Origin of the sequence: Streptomyces sp. TLI_105 (genome assembly GCF_900105415.1) — a bacterium.
GTDB lineage: Bacteria > Actinomycetota > Actinomycetes > Streptomycetales > Streptomycetaceae > Streptomyces.
The window spans coordinates 4,163,289-4,189,046 of sequence record NZ_FNSM01000001.1; the positions used below are offsets into that span (position 1 = coordinate 4,163,289).

The 25,758-nt window shown below is 69.8% G+C and carries 24 protein-coding genes and 2 tRNA genes; 16 read left to right on the forward strand and 10 right to left on the reverse strand.

Going from position 1 to position 25,758, the window contains the following annotated elements; all coding sequences use genetic code 11:
• Positions 1-27 precede the first annotated feature (27 nt).
• From gyrA to BLW86_RS19015, 5 genes are all read left to right on the forward strand, one after another.
• Positions 28-2,619: a DNA gyrase subunit A gene (gyrA, locus tag BLW86_RS18995; RefSeq protein WP_093875139.1), complete on the forward strand. Its 2,592-nt coding sequence runs from the start codon at positions 28-30 to the stop codon at positions 2,617-2,619.
• Positions 2,620-2,724: 105 nt separating this feature from the next.
• Positions 2,725-3,285, forward strand: coding sequence for a DUF3566 domain-containing protein (locus tag BLW86_RS19000; RefSeq protein ID WP_093875140.1), 561 nt, complete (start codon positions 2,725-2,727; stop codon positions 3,283-3,285).
• Positions 3,286-3,408: 123 nt separating this feature from the next.
• Positions 3,409-3,482, forward strand: a tRNA-Ile gene (locus tag BLW86_RS19005).
• A gap of 146 nt (positions 3,483-3,628) precedes the next feature.
• A complete protein-coding gene (locus BLW86_RS19010) occupies positions 3,629-3,763 on the forward strand; it encodes a DLW-39 family protein (RefSeq protein ID WP_003958712.1) in 135 nt (44 codons plus the stop codon).
• A gap of 185 nt (positions 3,764-3,948) precedes the next feature.
• Positions 3,949-5,331 (forward strand): hypothetical protein, encoded by a 1,383-nt coding sequence (locus BLW86_RS19015; protein WP_093878737.1) that lies wholly within the window; start codon positions 3,949-3,951, stop codon positions 5,329-5,331.
• A gap of 4 nt (positions 5,332-5,335) precedes the next feature.
• Here the strand turns inward: BLW86_RS19015 and BLW86_RS19020 are convergent, their stop codons facing one another.
• Complete coding sequence (locus tag BLW86_RS19020; RefSeq protein ID WP_093875141.1) at positions 5,336-6,733, reverse strand: serine/threonine-protein kinase; 1,398 nt, start codon at positions 6,731-6,733, stop codon at positions 5,336-5,338.
• Positions 6,734-6,798: 65 nt separating this feature from the next.
• Positions 6,799-7,347, reverse strand: coding sequence for a helix-turn-helix domain-containing protein (locus tag BLW86_RS19025; RefSeq protein ID WP_093875142.1), 549 nt, complete (start codon positions 7,345-7,347; stop codon positions 6,799-6,801).
• A gap of 128 nt (positions 7,348-7,475) precedes the next feature.
• On the opposite strand from BLW86_RS19025, the gene BLW86_RS19030 reads away from it, so the two are divergent.
• From BLW86_RS19030 to BLW86_RS19040, 3 genes are all read left to right on the forward strand, one after another.
• A tRNA-Ala gene (locus tag BLW86_RS19030) sits at positions 7,476-7,548 on the forward strand.
• Positions 7,549-7,802: 254 nt separating this feature from the next.
• Positions 7,803-8,915 (forward strand): acyltransferase family protein, encoded by a 1,113-nt coding sequence (locus BLW86_RS19035; protein ID WP_177181697.1) that lies wholly within the window; start codon positions 7,803-7,805, stop codon positions 8,913-8,915.
• Between the two features lie 222 nt (positions 8,916-9,137).
• Positions 9,138-9,512: a DUF6344 domain-containing protein gene (locus tag BLW86_RS19040; protein WP_093875144.1), complete on the forward strand. Its 375-nt coding sequence runs from the start codon at positions 9,138-9,140 to the stop codon at positions 9,510-9,512.
• A gap of 237 nt (positions 9,513-9,749) precedes the next feature.
• Here BLW86_RS19040 and BLW86_RS19045 read toward each other — a convergent pair whose 3' ends face one another.
• Positions 9,750-10,466: a DUF5324 family protein gene (locus tag BLW86_RS19045; protein WP_093875145.1), complete on the reverse strand. Its 717-nt coding sequence runs from the start codon at positions 10,464-10,466 to the stop codon at positions 9,750-9,752.
• Positions 10,467-10,637: 171 nt separating this feature from the next.
• On the opposite strand from BLW86_RS19045, the gene BLW86_RS19050 reads away from it, so the two are divergent.
• Positions 10,638-11,165: a peptidylprolyl isomerase gene (locus BLW86_RS19050; RefSeq protein WP_093875146.1), complete on the forward strand. Its 528-nt coding sequence runs from the start codon at positions 10,638-10,640 to the stop codon at positions 11,163-11,165.
• A 22-nt stretch (positions 11,166-11,187) separates the two neighbouring features.
• Positions 11,188-12,051 carry a rhomboid family intramembrane serine protease gene (locus BLW86_RS19055; RefSeq protein WP_093875147.1) on the forward strand — a complete coding sequence of 288 codons (864 nt, stop codon included), beginning with the start codon at positions 11,188-11,190 and terminating at the stop codon, positions 12,049-12,051.
• A gap of 316 nt (positions 12,052-12,367) precedes the next feature.
• Here BLW86_RS19055 and crgA read toward each other — a convergent pair whose 3' ends face one another.
• Entirely contained in the window at positions 12,368-12,619 is a 252-nt protein-coding gene (crgA, locus tag BLW86_RS19060; RefSeq protein ID WP_093875148.1) for a cell division protein CrgA, read from the reverse strand.
• Between the two features lie 140 nt (positions 12,620-12,759).
• On the opposite strand from crgA, the gene BLW86_RS19065 reads away from it, so the two are divergent.
• From BLW86_RS19065 to BLW86_RS19090, 6 genes are all read left to right on the forward strand, one after another.
• A complete protein-coding gene (locus BLW86_RS19065; RefSeq protein WP_093875149.1) occupies positions 12,760-13,527 on the forward strand; it encodes a DUF881 domain-containing protein in 768 nt (255 codons plus the stop codon).
• 34 nt (positions 13,528-13,561) lie between these two features.
• Entirely contained in the window at positions 13,562-14,239 is a 678-nt protein-coding gene (locus BLW86_RS19070; protein ID WP_093875150.1) for a class E sortase, read from the forward strand.
• Between the two features lie 64 nt (positions 14,240-14,303).
• Positions 14,304-14,465, forward strand: a complete 162-nt coding sequence (locus BLW86_RS42060; protein WP_015034837.1) for a hypothetical protein — start codon at positions 14,304-14,306, stop codon at positions 14,463-14,465.
• Positions 14,462-15,100 carry an aminodeoxychorismate/anthranilate synthase component II gene (locus BLW86_RS19080; protein ID WP_086830118.1) on the forward strand — a complete coding sequence of 213 codons (639 nt, stop codon included), beginning with the start codon at positions 14,462-14,464 and terminating at the stop codon, positions 15,098-15,100. Before BLW86_RS42060 ends, BLW86_RS19080 begins: the two co-directional genes overlap by 4 nt.
• Entirely contained in the window at positions 15,097-16,380 is a 1,284-nt protein-coding gene (locus BLW86_RS19085; protein WP_177181698.1) for a class E sortase, read from the forward strand. The genes BLW86_RS19080 and BLW86_RS19085 overlap by 4 nt, the downstream gene beginning before the upstream one ends.
• A gap of 37 nt (positions 16,381-16,417) precedes the next feature.
• A complete protein-coding gene (locus tag BLW86_RS19090) occupies positions 16,418-17,092 on the forward strand; it encodes a class E sortase (protein ID WP_093875151.1) in 675 nt (224 codons plus the stop codon).
• Positions 17,093-17,216: 124 nt separating this feature from the next.
• Here the strand turns inward: BLW86_RS19090 and pknB are convergent, their stop codons facing one another.
• The 6 genes from pknB to BLW86_RS19125 all read right to left on the reverse strand — a co-directional run bounded on the left by pknB (position 17,217) and on the right by BLW86_RS19125 (position 25,372).
• A complete protein-coding gene (gene pknB / locus BLW86_RS19095) occupies positions 17,217-19,229 on the reverse strand; it encodes a Stk1 family PASTA domain-containing Ser/Thr kinase (protein WP_093875152.1) in 2,013 nt (670 codons plus the stop codon).
• A gap of 166 nt (positions 19,230-19,395) precedes the next feature.
• Entirely contained in the window at positions 19,396-20,862 is a 1,467-nt protein-coding gene (locus BLW86_RS19105; RefSeq protein ID WP_093875153.1) for a peptidoglycan D,D-transpeptidase FtsI family protein, read from the reverse strand.
• The gene (locus BLW86_RS19110) at positions 20,859-22,289 is read right to left on the reverse strand and encodes an FtsW/RodA/SpoVE family cell cycle protein (RefSeq protein WP_093875154.1); all 1,431 of its coding nucleotides are present in this window, start codon (positions 22,287-22,289) and stop codon (positions 20,859-20,861) included. The genes BLW86_RS19105 and BLW86_RS19110 overlap by 4 nt, the downstream gene beginning before the upstream one ends.
• A gap of 26 nt (positions 22,290-22,315) precedes the next feature.
• Positions 22,316-23,809 carry a Stp1/IreP family PP2C-type Ser/Thr phosphatase gene (locus BLW86_RS19115; protein ID WP_093875155.1) on the reverse strand — a complete coding sequence of 498 codons (1,494 nt, stop codon included), beginning with the start codon at positions 23,807-23,809 and terminating at the stop codon, positions 22,316-22,318.
• Between the two features lie 179 nt (positions 23,810-23,988).
• Positions 23,989-24,507: an FHA domain-containing protein FhaB/FipA gene (locus BLW86_RS19120; protein WP_093875156.1), complete on the reverse strand. Its 519-nt coding sequence runs from the start codon at positions 24,505-24,507 to the stop codon at positions 23,989-23,991.
• Positions 24,508-24,517: 10 nt separating this feature from the next.
• Positions 24,518-25,372: an FhaA domain-containing protein gene (locus BLW86_RS19125; RefSeq protein ID WP_093875157.1), complete on the reverse strand. Its 855-nt coding sequence runs from the start codon at positions 25,370-25,372 to the stop codon at positions 24,518-24,520.
• Positions 25,373-25,758 lie beyond the last annotated feature (386 nt).

Genomic DNA, 25,758 nt, shown 5'->3' on the forward strand with positions numbered 1-25,758 from the left:
ACCGTACGAAAGGACTGACGACCAGCAATGGCCGACGAAAACACCTCCGGCACCACCGAAGAGCAGGAGCCCGTGCTGCGGATCGAGCCCGTCGGGCTCGAGACCGAGATGCAGCGCTCGTACCTCGACTACGCGATGTCCGTCATCGTGTCCCGCGCGCTGCCCGACGTACGGGACGGCCTCAAGCCCGTCCACCGGCGCGTGCTCTACGCGATGTACGACGGCGGCTACCGGCCCGAGAAGGGCTTCTACAAGTGCGCCCGCGTCGTCGGCGACGTCATGGGCACGTACCACCCGCACGGCGACTCCTCGATCTACGACGCGCTCGTCCGCCTCGCCCAGCCCTGGTCGATGCGCCTGCCGCTCGTCGACTCCAACGGCAACTTCGGCTCCCCGGGCAACGACCCGGCCGCCGCCATGCGCTACACCGAGTGCAAGATGGCGCCGCTGTCGATGGAGATGCTCCGCGACATCGACGAGGAGACCGTCGACTTCACGGACAACTACGACGGCCGCAACCAGGAGCCGACGGTCCTCCCGGCCCGGTTCCCGAACCTGCTGGTCAACGGCTCCGCCGGTATCGCCGTCGGCATGGCCACCAACATCCCGCCGCACAACCTGCGCGAGGTCGCGGCCGGCGCCCAGTGGGCCCTGGAGCACCCCGAGGCCACCCATGAGGAGCTCCTCGACGCGCTGATCGAGCGGATCAAGGGCCCCGACTTCCCCACCGGCGCGCTCGTCGTCGGCCGCAAGGGCATCGAGGAGGCGTACCGCACCGGCCGCGGCTCGATCACGATGCGCGCGGTCGTCGAGGTCGAGGAGATCCAGAACCGACAGTGCCTGGTGGTCACGGAGCTGCCCTACCAGACCAACCCGGACAACCTCGCGCAGAAGATCGCCGACCTGGTGAAGGACGGCAAGATCGGCGGCATCGCCGACGTCCGCGACGAGACCTCGTCCCGCACCGGCCAGCGCCTGGTGATCGTGCTCAAGCGCGACGCCGTCGCCAAGGTCGTCCTCAACAACCTGTACAAGCACACCGACCTGCAGACGAACTTCGGCGCGAACATGCTGGCGCTGGTCGACGGCGTGCCGCGCACCCTCTCGCTCGACGCGTTCATCCGCCACTGGGTGACGCACCAGATCGAGGTCATCGTCCGCCGGACCAAGTTCCGGCTGCGCAAGGCCGAGGAGCGCGCCCACATCCTGCGCGGTCTGCTCAAGGCCCTGGACGCGATCGACGAGGTCATCGCGCTCATCCGGCGCAGCGACACGGTCGAGGTCGCCCGCACGGGCCTGATGGACCTGCTCTCGATCGACGAGATCCAGGCCAACGCGATCCTGGAGATGCAGCTCCGCCGGCTCGCCGCCCTGGAGCGCCAGAAGATCGTCGCCGAGCACGACGAGCTCCAGGCGAAGATCAACGAGTACAACGCGATCCTGGCCTCGCCGGAGAAGCAGCGCTCGATCGTCAGCGAGGAACTGGCCGCGCTCGTCGAGAGGTTCGGCGACGACCGCCGCTCCAAGCTGGTGCCCTTCGACGGTGACATGTCCATCGAGGACCTGATCGCCGAGGAGGACATCGTCGTCACCATCACGCGTGGCGGCTATGTGAAGCGGACGAAGACCGAGGACTACCGCTCGCAGAAGCGCGGCGGCAAGGGCGTGCGCGGCACGAAGCTGAAGCAGGACGACATCGTCGACCACTTCTTCGTCTCCACCACCCACCACTGGCTGCTCTTCTTCACCAACAAGGGCCGGGTCTACCGGGCCAAGGCGTACGAGCTGCCGGACGCCGGCCGGGACGCGCGCGGCCAGCACGTGGCCAACCTGCTGGCCTTCCAGCCGGACGAGCAGATCGCCCAGATCCTGGCGATCCGCGACTACGAGGCCGCGCCGTACCTGGTGCTCGCCACCAAGGCCGGCCTGGTGAAGAAGACCGCGCTGAAGGACTACGACTCGCCCCGCTCGGGCGGTGTCATCGCGATCAACCTCCGGGAGACCGCGGACGGCAGCGACGACGAGCTGATCGGCGCCGAGTTGGTCTCCTCCGAGGACGATCTGCTCCTGGTCAGCAAGAAGGCGCAGTCGATCCGCTTCACCGCCACGGACGAGGCGCTGCGTCCGATGGGACGCGCCACCTCCGGCGTCAAGGGGATGAGTTTCCGCGAGGACGACGAGCTGCTCTCGATGAATGTCGTCCGGCCCGGTACTTTCGTCTTCACCGCGACCGACGGCGGGTACGCGAAGCGCACCCCCGTCGACGAGTACCGCGTCCAGGGCCGTGGCGGCCTCGGTATCAAGGCCGCCAAGATCGTGGAGGACCGCGGCTCGCTCGTGGGCGCGCTGGTGGTCGAGGAGACCGATGAGATCCTCGCCATCACGCTGTCCGGCGGTGTGATTCGTACGCGAGTCAACGAAGTCAGGGAGACCGGTCGTGACACCATGGGCGTCCAGCTGATCAACCTGGGCAAGCGCGATGCCGTCGTCGGCATCGCACGGAACGCCGAGGCCGGTGGCGACGACGAGGACGTCGACGATGCCGAGGACGCCGTGGAGGCGGCCGAGGTCGAGGCGGTCGAGGGCACGGAGCCCTCGACCGGGGAGCACGAGGAGTAGAGCGTGAGTGGAGCCACGGGCGCCGGATCGGCGGCTGCCGGAGCTTCTGCTGGTGCTGGAGCGAACGGTGCCCGTGGTTCCGCCACGGACTCCCAGGGGGTTGCGGTGACGGACACTCGGGGGCAGCAGCCCTCGTACGAGACCTACAACGGGCCACTGCCCGGCGAGCGCCCCCAGGGGCAGCCGGGCGGGCCCTACCACCCGCCACAGGCGTACGGCACGCCTGAGGGCGGTACGCAGGGCGGGCAGACCGGGGCCGTGCGCCGGCCGCGGACCGGGGCGCGCACGACGCCCAGGACGCGCAAGGCGCGGCTGCGGGTGGCCAAGGCCGATCCGTGGTCGGTCATGAAGGTGAGCTTCCTGCTCTCCATCGCGCTGGGCATCTGCACGGTCGTGGCCGCCGCGGTGCTGTGGATGGTCATGGACGCCATGGGCGTCTTCTCGACGGTCGGCGGCACGATCAGCGAGGCCACGGGCTCGAACGAGTCCAACGGCTTCGACCTGCAGTCGTTCCTGTCGCTGCCGCGGGTCCTGATGTTCACCTCGGTGATCGCCGTGATCGACGTGGTTCTGATGACCGCCCTCGCGACGCTGGGCGCCTTCATCTACAACCTGTCGGCCGGCTTCGTGGGTGGTGTGGAGCTCACGCTGGCGGAGGACGAGTAGTCCGCGTGGGGCCGGTCCTCGCAGCATCTCTCAGGGCCTCCGGCCCGGGCGATTTTGGGACTGGCCCCCACGTGCGCTAATGTTCAGGAGTCAGCGCGCGGGACACACACCGCAAAGCGCGGCGGGGCTATAGCTCAGTTGGTTAGAGCGCATCCCTGATAAGGATGAGGCCACAGGTTCAAATCCTGTTAGCCCCACAGATCGGATCGACCCGGATGGTACTCCATCCGGGTCGATCTGTTTGTGTGAGGTTTGAAGCCCGCACAGGTCACCGATCGGTATCGGTCGATGTGTAGAGTGGGCGTCAGAAGTCTCCTACGTCAACGAAAGACGAGGTCGCGCGGTGAAGAAGCTTCTCCTGGTCGCACTGGCCGCCATCGGCGGGCTCCTCGTGTACCGCCAGATCCAGGCGGATCGCGCCGAGCAGGACCTGTGGACGGAGGCGACCGACTCCGTGCCCGCAGGTTCCGGTGTCTGAGAGACACACATTCTGTGGGTGAAGCCCCGGCCGCGTGAGCGGACCGGGGCTTCACTGCGTCTCGACTCCCTCCGGTATTTGCTGTAGCGAATCATGCGCTTGCTCAAGCAAAGTCTTCGTGCGGCGGCCCCGTGGAAGGCAGGATGGACCGGCACCGCAGGGCGGGAACGGACGGGGAGGGACGCGTGAGCACGCAGGCCGGGAGGCGGACCGGGATCGGCCGGAGGGCGGGAGCCCTGATCGCGGCGGCCGCGGCGGTGGGCGTGGTGACGGCCCTGCCCGCCCAGGCCCTGCCCGGCCAGACCCGGGCCGCCGGGAGCACCGAGGCCGCTGAGGCCGCTGAGGCCGCCGAGGCCGCCGGGGCCGCTGAGGCCGCTGAGGCCGCCGGAGGGCCGGCCGTACCGCCGTACGCCTTCGACGGCTCGGCCCAGCGGATCCAGGGCGCCGCCTCCAGCCTCGACGCGAAGACCCTGCAGACCGGCCGGACGTACCGCGACACCCTCAAGAAGGACGGCAAGGTCTACTACCGGGTCGACCTCGACTCGAAGCGGAACACGTACGTCTCCGTCGTCGCCGTCCCCAAGCCCGGCGGCAAGGTCGAGTACGGCGACGGTTTCAAGGTCGGCATCCAGGACAACAGCGGAGCCGACTGCGGCTACCAGCAGGTCGACTTCGGCTCCGGGCAGTACGCCAGGCCGCTCGCCGCCTACGCCCGCCGGATCGTCGACCCGGACTCCTTCAGCTGCCAGAAGCAGGGCGCCTACTACGTGCTCGTCGAGCGCGATTCGGCGGCGACCTCCGCCCCGGACGACTGGGAGCTGGAGCTCCGGTACGTCACCGAGCCCCTGCTCAAGCAGGCCGGTCCGACGGCCCTCCCCGAGGCCTGGCCGTCGGGCACGCCCGCGCCGCCGGCCGGAGGCCAGCGGAAGCGGCAGGGCGGCGCCGGGTTCCACGAGGCCGTCGCACTGCGGGAGGGCGAGTGGCGGGCCGACATCCGGCCCGGTCAGACCCTCTTCTACCGGGTGCCCGTGGACTGGGGGCAGCAGCTCTTCGCCGGCGCCGAGCTGGGCAGCGGCGCCGAGGGGGACTCCGTGAGCAACGCGCTCACCCTCTCCCTCGACAACCCGGCCCTCGGCTTCGTCGACATGAACACGGTCAGCTACGACGGGAAGCCCGCGACGCTGGCGCTCGACCCGCTGCGGCCGGTCGCCCACGAGAACCGCACCTCGTACCAGGAGGCCACCAGCGGCATGCGGTTCGCCGGCTGGTACTACCTGTCGGCGACGCTGAGCCCGGAAGTCGCCGCCGAGTACGGGGACAAGCCGGTGCCGCTGACGCTCCGGGTGAACGTCGAGGGCAGCCCGAAGCAGGCTCCCCCGTACGACGCGGACCCCGGGATCTTCTCGGTGACGGCGGACGACCAGCAGGCCGCGGCGAACGGCGCCGCCGGGGCGTCCGCCACGACGGACGGCACGATGGCGATCGTCGCGACGGCCGGCATCGGCACCGGGACCGTACTGCTCCTCGGGCTCGGGGCCTGGACCCTGCTGGCCCGGCGGCGGGCCTGAGACCTCAGACCTGGGCCAGGGCCCAGAAGCCGACCGCGAGGCACACCAGCGCGACCAGGAGCACCGGGACCGCCACCTTCGGGGGCGGTCCCGGTCGGCGTACGGGGGCGAGCGGCGCGGGAGCCCGGTCGGGGTGAGGGGCGTACGGGTGGCCGGGGGCGTACGGATGGGCGGGAGCCTGCCCGTACGGCGCCGCGGGGGCGGTCACCTGCTCGAAGGCTGAGGCCGGGGCCGGGTGCGGGACCGGCGGAGGCAGATGGAAGCTGCCCGTCTCGGAGGGCCCGGGCGGCGGGGTCGCCGGGGCCTGGGCGGTGGGCCGGTACGACGGGTACGGCTGGGACTGCGGCGGCTGTACGGGCGGTCCCTGGGCCGGTACGGGCACGGGAGCGGCCGCAGGTGCGGCGAGGCCCGTGGCGGCGGGGCGCGGGGGCTCCGTGGGCCCTGCGGGGCTTGTGGATCCGGCGGGGCTTGTGGACGCCGTGGGGCCCGTGGGGTGTGCAGAGTCCCTGGGGCCCATGGGTCCTGTGGGGCCTTCTGGGCCGAATCCGGACGGGAGGGGGCCGAGTTGGTCGAGGATCTCCACCGGCTCCTCGTCGGGGCGCGGCTCGGGCAGCATCTCCACCGCGGCGCTCAGCGCCTTCCGCGCTCCCGTGGCCGTCCGGAACCGTGCCTGGGGATCGGGCTGGAGCAGCCCGGCGAGCACCTGCCACAAGGGCTCCGGGACGCCCTCGGGGGCGCCCGGAGTGCCGTGCGCGAGGAAGTGCTCGACCAGCGTCCGGGAGTCCGGCTTGCGGCCCTTGAGCAGATAGAGCGCGACCAGTCCGACGGCGAACAGGTCGGCGGTGAAGTCCGGCTCGGCGCCGAGGAGCTGCTCCGGCGCGAAGTAGCCGGGCGTCCCCACCACGTAGTCGGTCTCGGTGAGGCGGGGTTCGCCCTTGCGCATGGAGATGCCGAAGTCGGACAGCCGCAGGTGCGGCCGCCCGGTGCCCGTGACCTCCATGAGGATGTTGGCGGGCTTGATGTCACGGTGCACGACCCCCTCGGCGTGCACCGTGGCCAGGCCCGAGAGCAGCTGGTCGAGCAGCGTGCAGACGAAGCGGGGCGGCAGCGGGCCGTAGTCCCCGATGACGTGGGCCAGCGAGCCGCCGGCCACCAGGTCCATGGTGAAGAGGACCTTGTCGTCGTCGGCGGCCCAGCTGGCCGGGGCGAGGACGTGCGGATGGTCGATCCGCAGCGCCTGCTCGCGGACGAAGCGGAGCAGCGTGTGCGCGTCGCTCTGCAGGAGCACCTTGGCCGCCACGTAGCGGCGGCGCCGGTGGTCCCAGGCACGCCACACGGCGCCCGCCCCGCCGCGCCCGATCGGGTCGATCAGCTCGTACCGACCAGCGAAGACCTCACCCATCGCGCTGCGCCCGCTCCCCGTGTGCGTCGGCTCTCCGCGGTGCCGGCCGGCTGCCGGGACCCGCGTCAGTTCTGGTGCGACTCGTAGTGGGCGACCGCGTCGGCGGTGCGCCCGGCGCCGTACACCCGGAGGAACTCTGCCAGTTCCGGGTGGGCCGGGGCGAGCGAGTCGGCGGCGTCGATGATGTCGCCGGCGGCGGCCACGGAGCGCAACAGGGACTGGATCTCGCGGACCACGCGGCGCACGGTCGGCCCGCCCGAGCCGGTGCCGGGCTGGCTCGTGGCGGTGAGGACGGAACCGCCCTGCGACTTCTTGACCTCGTCCATCCGGTCGGTGGCCTCGGCGGCGCTGACGCTGCCGTCGGCGACCTGGACGGCGAGCTCCTGGAGGGCCTGGACGCGCTGGACGACGGCCGGATTGCCGATCTTGGCCCGTTGGCCGCTCATCAGCTGGGACAGCATGGGCGCGGAGAGCCCGAGCACGGCCGCGAGCCTGGCCTGATTGAGCCCGAGGTCGTCGATCAGGCGACGGAAGAGCGCCCCCAGCGGCTCTCCGTACCAACTGCGCTGAAGCTCTCTGGCTCTCGCCGTGGCTTCCTGCTGCGCTGCGTCCATTGCTTCTCCCCATCCCTTGGTTCGCCACTGCGAACCCCGGTCAGCATCTTACGGAGAGTGGTCGCCCACCGGGAGTCCCAATCCTTTTGCCTGACATGGGGGGTGACCCGGTACGCTGTCCTCGTTCCGGGGCCTTAGCTCAGTTGGTAGAGCGCTGTCTTTGCATGGCAGATGTCAGGGGTTCGACTCCCCTAGGCTCCACCGGTGAAATGCCCTCCGGCACCGCGGAAGCGCGGCGTCGGAGGGCATTTCTCGTGCGGGCGCGGCGCCGAGCCGCCCTCGACCGCGGACGGCTCGACCCCGGCTCGGAGGCCCGTTACTCGACGAGCGGCACGTCACGCAAGTCAAACCTTGTACGGATTCTGTGAGCCACCTATGCTCACTGCGCCGAGTCGATGCCCTGTGCGAACCAGGTGAGCTCGTCGGCCGCAGACCTAGGTGGGGATTTCCGAGTGTTGAACCAGCTGTCACCCGAGCTGCTCAAGGCCCGAATACCGCAGCCCGAGCCCCAGATCGCGCCGAGCCCGGGGACGAAGCGCCTCCCGCGGCTCCACGCGCTCGACGGGCTCAGGCTGGGAGCGGCGCTCATGGTGGTCATGTACCACTACACGGCCCGCGGCGGTGGCTGGCCGACGCCGGTGAGGGGGATATTCCCGGAGACCTTCCGAATATCGGCGTACGGCTATCTCGGTGTCCAGCTCTTCTTCATCATCAGCGGCTTCGTCGTCTGCATGAGCGCGTGGAACCGTCCCGTGAAGGCGTTCTTCGTCTCGCGGGTGATCCGGCTCTATCCGGCCTACTGGTTCGCGGTCATCGCGACCAGCGTCACCATCATGGTCATTCCCGGTGGCGCCCGTCACCTCCCGTGGCACGACATCCTGACGAACCTGACGATGCTTCAGCAGCCCCTCAGGGTGCCGCACGTCGACGGCGTCTACTGGACGCTCTTCACGGAGCTCCGCTTCTACCTCCTCTTCGCCCTGGTGGCCTGGTGGGGCCTGACCTACAAGCGGGTCCTGCTCTTCTGCTGCGTCTGGGGCGCGGCCACCATCCTCGTCGCCAAGCAGCCGCCCGGACCGCTGCGCCTGCTGCTGATCCCCGAGTACAGCTGGTTCTTCATCGCCGGAATGGCGTTCTACCTGATGTACCGGTTCCGTCCGAACCTGATGCTCTTCGGCATCGTCGGCGTCTCCTTCTGCGCCTCCCTCGCCCCCACCATGGAGGAGTTCGAGCACCTCACGCCCTTCCTCGGCAAGCGTGCCGCGTGGCCCGTGATCGTGCTGATCGCCGCGTTCTTCGGGGTCATGGCGCTCATCGCCACCGGCAAGCTCTCCCGGATCCAGTGGAAGTGGCTGCCGGTCGCGGGCGCGCTGACCTACCCGGTGTACCTGCTGCACGAGGTGATCGGCTGGGAGTTCTTCAGTTACTTCGCGCCGCGCGAGCTCGTCTCCCCGTGGACGCTCCTCGGCCTGGTGCTCCTCGGGGTGCTGGTGCTGTCGTACCTGGTGAACAAGCTCGTCGAGAAGCCGCTGAGCGCCTATCTCAAGCGCCACCTCGCCCAGCTCTGACGGCCCGGACCGGCCCTGCCGGCACCGGATCGACGCGAAAGGCCACGCCCCGCCCGGGGCGTGGCCTTTCGCGTTGATCCGGACGGGTGGTGTTCATCCGAAGAACTGCGCGGCGACGGCGTCGGTCCGCGGAAATCGGGACCGCATCAACATCATGAGAAAGGTATGTAAAGCGCGCAACCCGAAATGAACCATCCGAGAACGTCACGAAAGTGAGGGGTCATGGCCACCGCCAAGGTCAAGCAGTTCTGGACCGCCTTCATCTCCGTCCTCTTCGCCCTCCTCGCCTCCGTCGGCCTGGCGAGCACCGCCGCCGCGGCCGGGCAGCCCTCCGTCCAGCAGCCCGAGGAGCCGGCCGCCCCCGCCGCCGTCCCCGCCGCCACCGCCGTGGAGCGCGCGCTCGCCCCCGTACCGGCACAGCGGGCGCGCCGGTGGCCGCTCGTCGGGGACCGCTCCCTGCCGCCCACCATCAAGCAGCGCATCGCCGCAGAGGCCCACGGTTCCTCCCCTTCCGCGCGCCAGCGGTCCTCGTCGACCGCCGGGGTCGAGAGCGACCCGGTCGCACTGACGGAGCTCGCGCTCGCCGCGGCGGCGTAGGGCGTGGGGAGCCACGACGCGTACTCCCCACACCCCACCCGCGGGATCCCGTGGAACGGCCACGGGAGGATCGGCGAGCCCCCAGCGGGACCGGCGGAACCTCCCCCGTACGACCCGGCACGACCTCAGCGGAGTCCGTACGACCCCGCAGCATCCCGGCACGACCCGGCACGACCCGGCAGGATCCGGCAGGACCCCGGTAGGACCCGGTAGGACCCCGGCAGGAGTGGCGGTCGGTCAGCGGCGCTCGTCGCGTTCGGCGGCTTCTGCGGCGGCCGCGGCATCCGCATCGGCGTCCGCCTCCGCATCGATCTCCGCCTCCGTGTCGAGGGGAGTCCCCTTGCCGTCCACGGGCGACAGCGAGGAGTCCTCGTCCATCTCGGTGGGTGCGGGAGGCTCGACCAGCCAGTCGGGATTGGCCTGCTTGTCCCACCACTTCCAGGCGGCGAACACGCCGCCGGCCAGTACGCCGAGGACGACGAGTCCCTTGGCGAGGCGTCCGGCCCTGGCCCGACGCTCGTGCTTCCTCACGATCTTCTGGATTTCCTTCGGCGTCACCTGACCGCGCAGCGCGGCCCAGGCGGCGGTGGAACGCGCCCCGGCCTCCTCCAGGACGGGACCGGTCGCGGCGACCGCGCTCTCGACGCGCGGAACGGTGTAGTCGGCCGCCTGACGGGCGGCATAGCGGGTCTTGACCGCCGCACGGTGTGCGGCCGCGTCGACCCGTGGCGGTACACGTGGTGCGACATACGAGTCGTACTGCACACGAGCCTGCGCCCGGGCCTGTTGAGCGGCCTTCGAGAGCTTCGGCGCGAGCATCGCCCGCGCCTCGTGCGCGTAGAGCGTGGCCTGGTCCTTGGCCGTGCCGGCGTACGGCGCCACCACTTCCGCGGCGTGCAGGACGCTCTCCTTCGCCGATCCTGTCGCGGCGCGCACGCTGTCCATGCGGGTCACGGGACTCCTCCTCCTCGGTGGCGATGTCGGTTTTTCACCTTTCCATCCTTTTCGGAATCATGCCCGCCGGAGCGAGGTCCGGCATGTGGGGCTGGCATCCGGGGCATGCGAGGATCGGACACGTCAGAGACAACGCGGCATGACGCGAGACGACGTGGACGGAAGGCGACCGTGGCCGAGCAGCTGTACGCGATCCTCAAGACGAGCCTGGGAGACATCGAGGTGCGGCTGATGCCGTTCCACGCCCCGAAGACGGTTCGGAACTTCGTCGACCTCGCCTCCGGCGAGCGCGAGTGGACGCACCCCGCCACCGGCAAGGTCTCCTCGGACCCGCTCTACGACGGAACGGTCTTCCACCGGGTCATCAAGGGATTCATGATCCAGGGCGGCGACCCGCTGGGGAACGGCACGGGCGGACCGGGCTACGAGTTCGCCGACGAGTTCCACCCGGAACTCTTCTTCGACCGCCCCTACCTGCTGGCCATGGCCAACGCCGGCCCGGGCACCAACGGCTCGCAGTTCTTCGTCACCGTCGGCCCCGCGACCTGGCTGAACCGCAAGCACACCATCTTCGGCGAGGTCGTGGACAAGGAGAGCCGGAAGGTCGTGGACGCCATCGCGGCCACCGCGACCGACCCCCACACCGAGCGTCCGCTCCAGGACGTGGTCATCGAGTCCGTGGTGGTCGAGAAGCGCTGAGGCGGAAGGGACGGGACCTCCCATGGACACGCAGCCCGGTCTGTTGCGCTGCTACCGCCACCCGGAGGCCGAGACCGGCATCCGCTGCGCCCGCTGCGAGAGGCCCATCTGCACGCAGTGCATGATCTCCGCCTCCGTGGGCTTCCAGTGCCCCGAGTGCGTGCGGGGCGGCTCGGGGACGGGTCACGCCGCCGACGCCAACCAGCCCCGGACGCTCGCGGGCGGCCGGATGGCGGCGGACGAGCGGTTCGTCACCAAGATCCTCATCGCGATCAACCTGGCGCTGTTCATCGCCGTCCAGGTGGTGGGCGACCGGCTCGTCGACGACCTGGCGCTCATCGGCGGCGCGTACCTGCCGAGCGGTGAGCTGGTCGGGGTCTCGGACGGCGAGTGGTACCGCCTGCTGACCTCCGCCTTCCTCCACCAGGAGGTCCCGCACTTCCTCTTCAACATGCTGGGCCTGTGGGTGATCGGCGGGATCGTCGAACCCGAGCTCGGGCGGATCCGGTACGCGGCCCTCTGTCTGCTCGCCGGGCTCTCCGGCTCCGCGCTCGCCTATCTGCTCTCCCCGCAGAACCAGTTCTCGCTGGGCGCCTCCGGCGTCGTCTACGGCCTGATCGGCGCCTGGGCCGTGCTGGCCCGACGGCAGCGGCAGGACATGCGGCCGGTGGTCCTCTTCGTGGGGCTGTCGTTGCTCATCACGTTCACCCGTCCGGGGATCTCGTGGGAGGCGCACGTCGGCGGTCTGGTGGCCGGCGCCCTGGTCGCGTACGCGATGGTGCACGCGCCGCGGGCCCGTCGGGACCTCGTGCAGTACGGGGCCTGTGCGCTGGTGCTCCTGATCGACCTGGGGATCGTGCTCGCCCGTTCGGCAGCGCTCACCTGAGCATGCACACCTGTGGAAGAGCTCTTCTGTGAGCTTTCCCCAGAGTTATCCACAGTGTGTGGCGGGTTCTGTCCTCTGCGTGGGGAAAGACTGCGCCCCCCGCCTCTGACCTGGTATTTCTCCAGGGAGGCGAGGGGCGCTGTGTATAACGTCGAGGGTGATTCCGGTCATACCGGCGTCAACCTCGTGCCGAGTTATCCACAGATCTTCGTAAGTTATCCAGTGCTGTGCACAACTCTGTGGATAAGCTCGGGGGAGAACTTGACGAGCGGCCCGTGCGACCGCTAGGTCGCCCGGCCCGCCCCTGCTTCCGCCGCTACTTCCACTGCGTGGAGACGCCGAAGCCGGCCGCGATGAAGCCGAAGCCCACCACGATGTTCCAGTTCCGGATCGACTCGACCGGCATGGAGCCGTCGGTGACGTAGAAGACCACGATCCACACCAGCCCGATGGCGAACAGCGCCAGCATCACGGGCGCCACCCAGCTGCGGTTGGTCAGCTTGATATTGGTGGCCTTGACGGGCGGAGGCGTGAAGTCGGCCTTCTTGCGGATCCGTGACTTCGGCACGAGGGACTCTCCTGTCGATGCGCTGCGTGACCGCGCAGGGAACTGTGGCTGGCGCCGGGATGTGACGAAGGAGGACGACTGCGTCCCCCAAGCGTCCGTTAGCGTAGTGGTTCCGCGGCACCGAAGGGGATCAGGGTACGTTGAGCAATTCCGCCGACACTCCCGAAGGGCCGGGCCGCACCACGAGGTGGCGCCCCGTCCGGGCGCTCACCCTTGCCGTCTTCGCCCTCGCCGGACTGATCTTCGTCACGAGCTTCAACACCGCCAAGGGCACCAACCTCCGGACGGACGCCTCGCTCCTGAGGCTCTCCGACCTCATCGAGGAACGCAGCCACAAGAACGCCGGCCTCGACGAGTCCACCGCGGCCCTCCGCACCCAGGTCGACTCCCTCGCCGCCCGCGACGACGGCTCCACGCGCGCGGAGGACGAGAAGCTCGACGCGCTCGAGGCGAAGGCCGGGACCACCGAGGTCTCCGGCTCCGGCCTCACCGTCACCCTCGACGACGCCCCGCCGAACGCCCAGGCCGCCCCCGGCTACCCCGAACCGCAGGCCAACGACCTCGTCATCCACCAGCAGGACCTCCAAGCCGTCGTCAACGCCCTGTGGCACGGCGGCGCCGAAGGCATCCGGGTCATGGACCAGCGGCTCATCTCCACCAGCGCCGTGCGCTGCGTCGGCAACACCCTGATCCTCCAGGGCCGCGTCTACTCCCCGCCGTACAAGATCACCGCCGTCGGTGACCGGGGGAAGCTGACCAAGGCCCTCGCCGACTCCCCCGCGCTCCAGAACTACCAGCTGTACGTCAAGGCGTACGGACTCGGCTGGAAAGTCGACGAGCACAGGGCGGTGACTCTTCCCGGCTACTCGGGCACAGTGGACCTCCACTACGCGAAGCCGGTGAGCTGACGCGTCGAGGGGTCGACCGGGGGGAGCCGGGGCCGTGACGGTACGACTGGTCGTACGGAGCCTCAGCGAGCTGTGCATCACCGCCGGCGCCCTGGTCGTCCTCTTCGTCGCCTACCTCCTCTACTGGACCGGCGTCCAGGCCGACAGCGCCGGCGCCGCCCAGATCGACACCCTCCAGCGGGAGTGGGCGAGCACACCCGTCGCCGCCGCACCCGCCCCCGCGCGCGTACCGGCGCCGTACGTCACCGGCAAGGGCTTCGCCGTCATGTACGTCCCCCGGTTCGGCCGCGACTGGGAATGGCCCGTCCTCGAAGGCACCGGGCCCGACGTCCTGAAGCGGGGCCTCGGCCACTACACCCGCACCGCCCCGCTCGGAGGCACCGGGAACTTCGCCGTCGCCGGCCACCGCCGGACCCACGGCGACCCCTTCAAGGACTTCCCGCGGCTGCGCCCCGGCGACGCGATCGTCCTCACCGACGGCACGACCTGGTTCACCTACCGGATCGACCGCGGCCCCTACCGGACCGTCCCCGGCGACACCGCCGTCGTCGATCCCGTACCCGAGAAGTCCGGCTTCGACGGTCCCGGGCGCTATCTCACCCTCACCACCTGCGACCCCGAATGGGGCAGCAGCCACCGGCTGATCGTCTGGGCGCACCTCGACGCCACCCGCCCGGTGACCGACGGTCGTCCACAGGCTTCGGGCAGCTGACCCCCCACGGCCCGCTCGCCCCGTACTCTGGTCCCCGTAACGAACGGAAGGGGCGGTCGACGTCATGTACGGCTGGATCTGGCGGCATCTGCCGGGCAACGCGTGGGTGCGGGCGCTGATCTCGATCGTGCTGGTCCTCGCGGTCGTCTATGTCCTCTTCCAGTACGTGTTCCCCTGGGCGGAGCCTCTGCTTCCGTTCAACGATGTGACGGTGGACGGCCAGTGAGCGCGCGAATTCTCGTCGTCGACAACTACGACAGCTTCGTCTTCAACCTCGTTCAGTACCTCTACCAGCTCGGCGCCGAGTGCGAAGTCCTCCGCAACGACGAGGTCGAGCTGAGCCACGCCCAGGACGGCTTCGACGGCGTCCTGCTCTCTCCCGGGCCCGGCGCGCCCGAGCAGGCCGGGGTCTGCATCGACATGGTCCGGCACTGCGCCGACACCGGTGTGCCCGTCTTCGGCGTCTGCCTCGGCATGCAGTCGATGGCCGTGGCCTACGGCGGCGTCGTCGACCGCGCGCCCGAGCTGTTGCACGGCAAGACCTCGCTCGTCACGCACGAGGGCCAGGGCGTCTTCGCCGGTCTGCCCTCGCCGTTCACCGCGACCCGCTACCACTCGCTGGCCGCCGAGCCCGCCGCCCTGCCGGCCGAGCTGGAGGTCACGGCGCGGACCGAGGACGGCATCATCATGGGGCTGCGCCACCGTGAACTGCCCGTCGAGGGGGTGCAGTTCCACCCCGAGTCGGTCCTCACCGAGCACGGGCACCTGATGCTGGCCAACTGGCTGGAGCAGTGCGGCGACAAGGGGGCGGTGGGCCGGTCGGCGGGGCTCGCTCCGGTGGTGGGCAAGGCCGTCGCGTGACGACGGGCTCACCGTGGTTCCGGCCGTCGAACGGTCCGGAGCCGGAGCCGATACCCGGGGACTCTTACGCGCCCGCCGCCGAACCGTACGCGCCGAACACCGAGTCGTACGCGCCGAACGCGTCGAGCCCCGAGCCGTACGCGGCCGCCGAACCGTACGCGCCGAACGCCGAACCGTACGCCCCGGCTGCCGAGTCGTACGCGCAGTCCGCCGAACCGTACGCGCCCGCCACCGAGTCGTACGCGCCCGCCGTCGAACCGTACGTCCCCACCGAGCCGTACGCGCCCGCTGCCCAGCCGTACACGTACGAGGAGCCGGTGCCCCGCGGGGCCGTCGCCCAGGAGGACCCCTACGAGCCCTCGTACGGGCCGTACGAGGCGGAAGAGCCCCCGGTGGCCCCGCCGGACGAGACGATGCCCCTGCGGGCCGTGGAGGACCCCGCCGAGCCGCCGTCCTCGGGGCCCGGGCGGGCCGAGCGCCGGCGCGCCGCCAAGGGCGGCCGGGGCAGGAACCGGGGCGCCGCCCCCGCGAGCGCCGCTCCGGCCGCCGCCGAAGGACGCCCCCTCTCCCGCGTGGAGGCCCGGCGGGCCGCCCGCGCCGCCAAGGAGAGCGTCGGCGTCGTCGCCAGCCGGGTCGTCGGAGAGCTCTTCATCACCTTCGGCGTCGTCATGCTCCTCTTCGTCACCTACCAGCTGTGGTGGACGAACGTCCGGGCCGGTCAGGAGACCGACCGGGCCAAGGCCCAGATCGAGGACACCTGGGCCAAGGGCGACGACGAGAAGCCCGAGGCCTTCGAGCCCGGCAAGGGCTTCGCCATCATGTACATCCCCAAGCTGGACGTCGTCGTCCCCATCGCCGAGGGCACCAGCAAGACCGACGTCCTCGACAAGGGCATGGTCGGCCACTACGGCGAGGGCAAGCTCAAGACGGCCATGCCGGCCGACAAGCAGGGCAACTTCGCGGTGGCCGGCCACCGCAACACCCATGGCGAGCCGTTCCGTTACATCAACCAGCTGAAGCCCGGGGACCCGATCGTCGTCGAGACGCAGAGCGCGTACTACACGTACGAGATGGCCAGCATCCTGCCGCAGACCTCGCCCTCCAACGTCTCGGTGATCGAACCCGTACCGAAGCAGTCCGGCTTCAAGGGCCCCGGCCGGTACATCACATTGACCACCTGCACACCGGAGTTCACCAGCACGTACCGCATGATCGTGTGGGGCAAGCTGGTCGACGAACGCCCGCGCAGCAAGGGAAAGCCGGAAGCGCTCGTAGGCTGAGACCCCACACCTCCGGACGGGACGACGGGACGACCTAGTGGCACGCGCGCGCAACCGGATCGCCGGGCTCATCAGCCTCCTCGGCGAACTCCTCATCACGGCGGGCCTGGTGCTCGGCCTCTTCGTCGTCTACTCCCTGTGGTGGACCAACGTCCTCGCCGACCGCGCCGCCGACAAGGACGGCGCCCAGGTCCGCGACCAGTGGGCCGACGGGCCCGGCGCGCTGGACACCAAGGACGGCATCGGCTTCCTCCACGTACCCGCCATGAAGAACGGCGAGGTCCTGGTGAAGCAGGGCACCGGCACCGACGTCCTCAACCACGGCGTCGCCGGCTACTACACCGAGCCGGTCAAGTCCGGGCTCCCGCAGGACAAGCAGGGCAACTTCACGCTCGCCGCCCACCGGGACGGGCACGGCGCCAAGTTCCACAACATCCACCAGTTGAAGACCGGGGACGCGATCGTCTTCGAGACCAAGGACACCTGGTACGTCTACAAGGTCTACAAGACCCTGCCCGAGACCACGAAGTACAACGTGGACGTCCTCCAGCCCGTCCCCAAGGAATCGGGGAAGTCCAAGCCGGGCCGCTACATCACGCTGACCACCTGCACCCCCATGTACACCTCGGACTACCGCTACATCGTCTGGGGCGAACTGGAGCGCACGGAGAAGGTCGACCGCGACCGGACCCCTCCGGCGGAGCTGCGCTGAAGCGGAACTCCGCTGAGGCCGAACTGCGCTGAGGCCTGGAGGGCGTCCCGGAAGACGGGAGAACCCCGGCATCCGTACTGGATGCCGGGGCTCTCGCCGTGTGCGTGCCGGGTGCGGGCGGACGTCAGCCGAAGAAGCCGCCGATGCCACCGCCCGGGTTGCCGTTGTTGTTGTCCCCGCCGCCGCCACCCAGCGTGTTGACGGTGATCGGCTGGGTCTTGTCGACCATCGAACCCTCCGGCGGGTTCGTGTTGATGACCATGGCGTCCTCCTTGTCGGAGCCCGCCTGGACGACCGTGAGGCCCATGCCCTGGAGCAGGTCCCGGACCTCCTTGAACTTCTTGCCGGTCAGGCCCGGGGGGATCTGGACCTGGGTCTGCTGCGGGCCCTTGGAGACCTTCAGCGTGATCTGGACGTCCTTCGGCTGGTTCGACGGGCCCTGCGGGGTCTGCTCGACGACGGTGCCCGCGGGCTCGTTGGAGTCGACGTCCTCCTTGGTCACGTTCGTGAAGCCGATCGCGTTGAGCTGCTGGAGGGCCTGGTTGTAGTCACGGCCCTTGACGCTGGGGAGCTCCGACAGCTGCTTCTTCGCGACGGTGATCGTGATCTCGGAGTTCTTCTCCGCCTTGGTGCCGCCGTCCGGGTTCTGCTTCAGGACCGTGCCGGGCTCCTCCTCGGACTCCTCCTGCTCGACCTTGACCTTGAAGCCCTTGTCCTTGAGGCTCTGCTCGGCCCGCTCCTGGGACTGCTCCACGACGTCCGGGACCTCGACGAGCGGGGCGCCCTCGGAGACGTACACCTGGATCGTGCCGTCGACGTCCATCTTCTGGACGTTGTCCGCGACCGGCTCCTGGCGGCAGATGGTGTCCTTGGGCTGGTCGCAGCGCTCGGTGCCGGCCTGCTGGACCTTCACCTGCACGTTGCGCGCGCGGTCCTGCGCGTCCTGCATCGTCTGGCCGACCAGCTGCGGGACGGTGACCTTCTGCGGTCCGTCCTTCTTGTCGAAGATCGAGACGCCGATGAAGATCGCGCCGACGAGCACCAGGATGCCCGCGAGGACCAGGAGGATCGTCGAGGTGTTCGACTTCTTCTGGCCACCGCCACGACGGCGGTCCGGGCGGTCGTCGTAGCCGTAGCCGCCGTCGTCCGGGTTGACCGGCGGCAGCATCGACGTCTGGCCGGCCGGGTCGGCCTGGCGCAGCGCGGTGGTCGGCTGGTCCTCCGGCGGATAGCCGTAACCGCCGTAGCCTGGCGCGCCCGCCATGCCCATCCCCATCGCGGCGGCGGCCGCGACCGGCTGGCCGTCGAGGCAGGCCTCGATGTCCGCGCGCATCTCGTCGGCGGACTGGTAGCGGTAGTCGGGGTCCTTGACCAGCGCCTTCAGGACGATGGCGTCCATCTCGGGCGTGATCTCGGGGTCGAAGTTGCTCGGCGGCTGCGGCTCCTCGCGGACGTGCTGGTACGCGACCGCGACCGGGGAGTCGCCGATGAACGGGGGACGGACGGTGAGCAGCTCGTAGAGGAGGCAGCCCGTGGAGTACAGGTCGGAGCGGGCGTCGACCTGCTCGCCCTTGGCCTGCTCCGGGGAGAGGTACTGGGCCGTGCCGATCACCGCGGCGGTCTGCGTCATGGTCATGCCCGCGTCGCCCATGGCGCGCGCGATGCCGAAGTCCATGACCTTGACCTGGCCGGTGCGCGTCAGCATGACGTTCGCCGGCTTGATGTCACGGTGCACGATGCCGGCGCGGTGCGAGTACTCCAGCGCCTGGAGGATGCCGACCGTCATCTCGAGGGTGCGCTCGGGCAGCAGCTTGCGCCCGGAGTGCAGCAGCTCACGCAGGGTCGACCCGTCGACGTACTCCATCACGATGTACGGGATGGAGACCTGGTCGACGTAGTCCTCGCCGGTGTCGTAGACCGCGACGATCGCCGGGTGGTTCAGCGAGGCGGCGGACTGTGCCTCACGGCGGAACCGGGCCTGGAAGGACGGATCGCGGGCCAGGTCGGCCCGCAGCGTCTTCACGGCGACGGTGCGGCCGAGCCGGGTGTCCTGGGCGAGGTACACCTCGGCCATGCCACCACGGCCGAGCACCGGGCCCAGCTCGTACCGGCCGCCGAGGCGACGCGGCTCTTCCATAGCTAATCCAGCCCTCTCCGTCTGTCCCGACCGCACCCATGGGTGGTCCGGCGGTGTGTGCTGTTCGCGCATACGCTACCGGCCCCGTGGAGGCGTTCCGCCCGGGGCCGGTAGCTGATACCTGACCGGTACCTGGCTGGTACCCGGCTCGTACGGGGGCCGGGGGTCAGCCCCGGGTCTTGATGACCGCCTTCATCACGGCCTTGGCGATCGGGGCGGCCAGACCGCCACCAGTGATGTCCTCACGGTCGGTGCCCGCCGAGTCCTCGACGACGACGGCGACCGCGACCGGGGAGCCCTCGGCGGTCTTCGCGTACGAGATGAACCAGGCGTAGGGGCGCTTGGCGTTCTTCTCGCCGTGCTGGGCCGTACCCGTCTTGCCGCCGACCTTCACGCCGTCCATGTTCAGGTCGGCGTTGCCGCCGGTGCCCCTGGAGACGACGTTCTCCATCATCTGCTGGAGCTTCTGGGCGGTCTCCGGCGAGACCGGGCGGCTCATCTCCTCCGGCTCGGTCTGCTTGATGATGTCGAGGTTCGGGGCCCGCAGCTGGTCGATCATGTACGGCTTCATCAGCTTGCCGTCGTTGGCGATCGCCGCCGTGACCATCGCCATCTGCAGCGGGGTCGTCGCGGTGTTGAACTGGCCGATCGACGAGAGCGCGTTTCCACCGCGGTCGGCGTTCTTGTCGAAGACGGAGGCCGAGGAACGAACCGGGGTGAACTGCTCGGCGTTGAAGCCGAACTTCTCCGCCATCTCGACCATCTTGTCGCGGCCGACGTCGTCGCCGAGCTTCGCGAAGACCGAGTTGCAGGAGATCTCCAGCGCCCGGTTGAGGCTGGCGTTGGCACAGCCGTGGGCGTGGTTGACCATCTCCCGGTTGGAGAGCGGGATCTTCCAGCCCTCGGGGGTGTCGGTCGCCGCGTTGATGTCGGTGACCTTGCCGTTCTCCAGCGCCGCGGCGGCGGTGACGACCTTGAAGACGGAGCCGGGCGGGTAGATCTCGCGGATCGCGCGGTTCAGCTTCGGCTTGTTCTTGTCCTTCTCCAGCGCGACCCAGGCCTTCTCGTCCTTGCCGGAGTAGCCGGCGAAGGTGGAGGGGTCGTACGAGGGCGTGGACGCCATCGCCAGGATCTTGCCGGTCTTCGGCTCGATGGCGACGACCGCGCCGGTCTTGTCGCCGAGGCCCTCGTAGGCGGCCTTCTGCGCGGCGCCGCTGAGGGTGGTGACGACGTCGCCGCCCTTCTTCTTCTCGCCGGTGAACATGGCGAGGGTGCGGTCGAAGAAGAGCCGGTCGTCGTTGCCGGTGAGGATGCCGTCCTCGATCTTCTCGATCTGGTTGGCGTCGTAGGCCTGCGAGGCGTACCCGGTGACCGGGGCCCACATGGGGCCGTCCACGTAGGTCCGCTTGAACTTGTAGAACTTGTCGCCCGAGTCGACGGAGCCCGTTATGGGCTTGCCGTCGACGATGATGTTGCCGCGCTGGTTCGAGTACCGCTCGATCTGCACGCGCCGGTTCTTGGGGTGCGCGTTCAGCTCGTCGGCGCGGACGAGCTGGAGCCAGTTGTCCCGCAGGAGCAGGGCGAGGACGAGCAGGCCGCAGAAGATCGCGACCCGCCGCAGCGGCTTGTTCACGGACGGACCACCTGGGTCATCTCGGCGTCGGGGGACGGGGCGGGCGCGGGCGCGGGACGGCGCGCGGTGTCGCTGATCCGGATGAGGATGCCGATCAGGGCCCAGTTGGCGATCACGGAGGAACCGCCGTACGCGAGGAACGGCATGGTCATACCGGTGAGCGGGATGAGGCCCATCACACCGCCGGCGACGACGAAGATCTGGAGCGCGAAGGCACCGGAGAGGCCCATCGCGAGCAGCTTGCCGAAGGGGTCGCGGGCGGCGAGGGAGGTGCGCACACCGCGCTCGACGATCAGCCCGTACAGCAGCAGGAAGACCATGACGCCGGTCAGGCCGAGTTCCTCGCCGACGGTGGCGAAGATGAAGTCGGAGTTGGCGGCGAAGCCGACCAGATCGGAGTTGCCCTGGCCGAGGCCGGTGCCGAGGATGCCGCCGGAGCCGAACGACATCAGCACCTGCGTCATCTGGTCGCAGGCCATGGCCATGTTGGAGCCCTCGGGCGCCGTCTTCAGGCACTCGAAGGGGTCGAGCCACGCGGCCACACGGGACTGCACATGGCTCGCCGTGGAACCGACGACGACCGCACCCGCGGTGGACATCAGCAGACCCATCACGACCCAGCTGGTCCGCTCCGTGGCCACGTACAGCATGATCACGAACATGCCGAAGAACAGCAGCGACGTACCGAGGTCGTTCTCGAAGACCAGGATGAGCAGGCTGATCGCCCAGATCGTCAGGATCGGGCCCAGGTCGCGGCCGCGCGGCAGGTAGAGCCCCATGAACCGGCGGCTGGCCAGCGCCAGCGCATCTCTCTTCACCATCAGATAGCCGGAGAAGAACACGGCGAGGACCAGCTTGGCGAACTCACCGGGCTGGATGGAGAAGCCGCCGACGTTGATCCAGATCTTGGCGCCGAAGACGTCCGCGCCGAGACCCGGGACGAGCGGCAGCAGCAGCAGCACGAGGGCCGCGACCATGGAGATGTACGTGTAGCGCTGCAGGACGCGGTGGTCCTTGAGCAGCAGCAGCACACCGACGAACATGGCGACGCCGATCGCCGAGTACATCATCTGGTTGGGGGCGTCCGGGGTGAACGTCTTGTACCGGGCGATGATGCGCGGCGACTGGTCGAGGCGCCAGATCAGCACCAGCCCCAGACCGTTCAGCAGGGTCGCCAGCGGCAGCAGCAGCGGGTCCGCGTACGGGGCCCACTTGCGCACCACGAGGTGGGCGACGGTCGCGAGCAGCGCCAGACCGAGTCCGTACCCGGCCATTCCGGCCGGGACCTTGCCGTCGATGGCCAGGCCCACGTTGAGGTACGCGAACACCGGGATGACGACGGCGAACGCGAGCAGCGCCAGCTCGGTGTTGCGGCGGCTCGGCGCCTCGATCGCGCCGATGGTGGTCGTGTTGGTGACAACGCTCATGGTGGTGAAAGGCCCCCTACGGGTGCTTACTGCTTGCCGCAGTTCGAGGCCAGCTTCTGCTCCTCCGCGGTGAGGGTGGGACCCGGGGACGGAGCGGCTGTGGTGGGCTTGGGGTCGGGGGTGGCGGCATCGCCGGGCTTCTGGGTGGCCGGCGGCTTGCTCGCCTGGTCGGCGGCCTTCTCGGCGGCGGCGTGCCGCTGCTCGGCCTTCTTGCAGGCCGAGGCCTGCAGGGCCAGCTCCGAGAGCTTCGTCTCGGCCTTGGCGAGGCTGCCGCCCGCGATCGTGTCCTCGACCTGCTTCCGCTGGTAGGCGGGGAGGTACTTGAGTTCGATCTCGGGGTGGTCCTTCTCGACCTTCGAGAGCGACACCCACGCCAGGTCCTGGCTGATGCCCTGGTACAGCGCCACGTGCTGGTCCTTGGAACCCACGAAGTACTGCGTCTGCGTCCAGCGCCAGCCGCCGTACAGCCCGCCGCCGAGGATCGCGAGGACGAGGACGAGGAAGAAGGAGCGCTTGAGCCACTTGCGGCCGGTGCGCGGCTTGACGAAGTCCTCGTCCGTGTACGACTCGAAGGAGCCCTGCGGGGGCATGCCGCCGTAGCCGTGGTCGTCGCCGCTGCCGGGCGGGCCGAAGCCGCCGGCGGGCGGCTGGTGGTGCGGCGCGGAGCGGCCGAGGCCCGAGGCGCGGCCGGCCGGGGTCTGCATCGCCCCGCCGTCGTTGAGCTGCGCCTGGTTCTCGGCGACGGCGCCCACGATGACCGGGGTGTCGCTGAGGTGGCCGGCGAGGGTGTCGCCGCCGTCGACGTCGAGGACGTCGGCGACGATCACCGTGATGTTGTCAGGGCCGCCGCCGCGCAGCGCGAGCTGGATCAGCTCCTGCACGGTCTCCTGCGGGCCCTGGTAGCTGGCGAGGGTGTCCTCGAGGGTCTGGTGCGAGACCACGCCGGACAGGCCGTCGGAGCAGATCAGGTAGCGGTCGCCGGCCCGGACCTCACGGATGGAGAGGTCGGGTTCGACGTGGTCGCCGCTGCCGAGCGCGCGCATGAGGAGCGAGCGCTGCGGGTGGGTGGTGGCCTCTTCCTCGGTGATCCGGCCCTCGTCGACGAGGCGCTGGACCCAGGTGTGGTCCTGGGTGATCTGGGTGAGGACGCCGTCGCGGAGCAGATAGGCGCGGGAGTCTCCGACGTGCACGAGCCCGAGCCGCTGGCCGGTCCACAGGAGGGCGGTGAGCGTGGTGCCCATGCCCTCCAGCTGCGGGTCCTCCTCGACCATCATCCGCAGCTGGTCGTTGGCGCGCTGCACCGCCGTACCGAGCGAGGTGAGGATGTCGGAGCCGGGGACGTCGTCGTCGAGCGTGACGAGCGTGGAGATCACCTCGGAGGAGGCGACCTCGCCGGCGGCCTGTCCGCCCATGCCGTCGGCGATGGCGAGCAGCCGGGGCCCGGCGTAGCCCGAGTCCTCGTTGCCCTCGCGGATCATGCCCTTGTGCGAGCCCGCGGCGAATCGCAGGGACAGAGTCATGCGCACCTGCCCTGTCGACGCTGCATCGGGGTACAGCCGGTCTCGACCCACACTGCCCACCCTCCGGTCGCTCCGGTCACGCCGGTCGATTCAGTCGCTCCGGTCGGGAGCGCGGCACGTCCCGCGGCGGGGACCGTCCCGGCTCGCTCGCTCCGCTCGCGCTCATTCATGTCGTAGCACTACTTCCGAAGCTCGATGACGGTCTTGCCGATGCGGATCGGCGCGCCCAGCGGAATCGGCGTGGCGGTGGTGAGGCGGGTCCGGTCGAGATAGGTGCCGTTGGTGGACCCGAGGTCCTCGACGATCCACTGGCCGTCCCGGTCCGGGTAGATCCGGGCGTGACGGCTGGAGGCGTAGTCGTCGTCGAGGACGATCGTCGAGTCGTGCGCCCGGCCCAGCGTGATCGTCTGGCCCTGGAGGGCGACGGTCGTGCCGGTGAGGGTGCCCTCGGAGACGACCAGCTTGGTCGGGGCACCGCGGCGCTGGCGGCCACCCGCGTTCTGCTGGCCGCGCTGCTGCGGAGGCGCGGCCGCCTGGCGCGCGTTCTGCTGGGGTCGCGCCTCCTGGCGCCGCGAACCGCGCTGGGTGACCCGTGTGCCGAACAGGTCACTGCGAATGACCTGAACGGCCACGATGACGAACAGCCACAGAACGGCCAGGAAACCCAACCGCATGACCGTCAGGGTCAGCTCTGACATTGCCCCCGCTTCACCCTTCGGCTTGCCGGTAAACGATGGTGGTGCTGCCCACGACGATCCGCGAGCCGTCGCGGAGCGTAGCGCGGGTGGTGTGCTGCCCGTCCACCACGATGCCGTTGGTGGATCCCAGATCCTGGATCGTCGAGGGCGTTCCGGTCCGGATCTCGCAGTGCCGGCGGGAGACGCCGGGATCGTCGATCCTCACGTCCGCGTCGGTGCTGCGGCCGAGGACCAGGGTCGGGCGGGAGATCTGATGGCGGGTGCCGTTGATCTCGATCCAGCGGCGCACCGGAGCGCCCGCTCCGCCGTGGGTGGCGGGGCCGGGCATGGATCCGGGGCCGCCCGCCGGGCGTCCGGCGGGCGCCGTCGGCCGGTGGCCGGGCGCGCCGGGAGGCGGGGAGGCGGGCATGGGCGGGGCGCCGGCCGGGGGGTACCCGTAGCCGCCGCGGCCCTGCTGCTGATGCTGCTGCTGTGGCTGAGGCTGTGACGTACTCGACGCCAGCGTGCGGCTGCGGACGCGGTACAGGCCGGTGTCGAGGTCCTCGGCCTTCTCCAGGTGGACCTTGATCGGGCCCATGAAGGTGTACCGCTGCTGCTTCGCGTAGTCCCTGACCAGGCCGGCGAGCTCGTCGCCGAGCTGGCCCGAGTAGGGGCTGAGACGCTCGTAGTCCGGCGTGCTCAGCTCCACGATGAAGTCGTTGGGGACGACCGTCCGCTCGCGGTTCCAGATCGTCGCGTTGTTGTCGCACTCGCGCTGGAGCGCGCCGGCGATCTCGACGGGCTGGACCTCGGACTTGAAGACCTTGGCGAAGGTGCCGTTGACCAGACCTTCGAGACGCTGCTCGAAACGCTTCAGGACTCCCATGGGGCACCTCCTCCGTCGTTGTCGCCCTGGTACTGCTTACTGATCGTATCCACGCGTCGGGAAATCGGCTGGTTCCCCTTCTCTGCCCTGTGGACGAGTGTCACCTCTCACAGGCTTTCCCCACGGATCGTAGAGGCGGCCTGTGGACAGTGTCCCGCACCCGGCTGTGGGAGCGGAGGCTCGGGCCGGGGTTCAGGACCGGTCCGTCCCCTTCCTCCCCCCTTCTTCCTCTCTTCCGCCGTCCTTCTCCCTTCCGCTCCCTCCCTCTTCCTCCCTCTCCCTCCCGGACGTGCCCACTCCTCCCGGCTCGCGCTCCGAGCGATCGCGTCGTCGCTCCCTCCCTCTCCTTGTTCTCGGGGAGCGGGGGCGAAACAACGGATGTGAAT

What these genes read in the sequence shown, in the direction of transcription:
- BLW86_RS19055 (WP_093875147.1), top strand. Translation starts at nt 11,188, where the DNA reads ATGGACACGCAGCCCGGTCTGTTGCGCTGCTACCGCCACCCGGAGGCC.
- BLW86_RS19120 (WP_093875156.1), bottom strand. Translation starts at nt 24,507, where the DNA reads ATGTCAGAGCTGACCCTGACGGTCATGCGGTTGGGTTTCCTGGCCGTT.
- gyrA (WP_093875139.1), top strand. Translation starts at nt 28, where the DNA reads ATGGCCGACGAAAACACCTCCGGCACCACCGAAGAGCAGGAGCCCGTG.
- pknB (WP_093875152.1), bottom strand. Translation starts at nt 19,229, where the DNA reads ATGGAAGAGCCGCGTCGCCTCGGCGGCCGGTACGAGCTGGGCCCGGTG.
- BLW86_RS42060 (WP_015034837.1), top strand. Translation starts at nt 14,304, where the DNA reads ATGTACGGCTGGATCTGGCGGCATCTGCCGGGCAACGCGTGGGTGCGG.
- BLW86_RS19020 (WP_093875141.1), bottom strand. Translation starts at nt 6,733, where the DNA reads ATGGGTGAGGTCTTCGCTGGTCGGTACGAGCTGATCGACCCGATCGGG.
- BLW86_RS19040 (WP_093875144.1), top strand. Translation starts at nt 9,138, where the DNA reads ATGGCCACCGCCAAGGTCAAGCAGTTCTGGACCGCCTTCATCTCCGTC.
- BLW86_RS19025 (WP_093875142.1), bottom strand. Translation starts at nt 7,347, where the DNA reads ATGGACGCAGCGCAGCAGGAAGCCACGGCGAGAGCCAGAGAGCTTCAG.
- BLW86_RS19125 (WP_093875157.1), bottom strand. Translation starts at nt 25,372, where the DNA reads ATGGGAGTCCTGAAGCGTTTCGAGCAGCGTCTCGAAGGTCTGGTCAAC.
- BLW86_RS19110 (WP_093875154.1), bottom strand. Translation starts at nt 22,289, where the DNA reads ATGAGCGTTGTCACCAACACGACCACCATCGGCGCGATCGAGGCGCCG.
- BLW86_RS19115 (WP_093875155.1), bottom strand. Translation starts at nt 23,809, where the DNA reads ATGACTCTGTCCCTGCGATTCGCCGCGGGCTCGCACAAGGGCATGATC.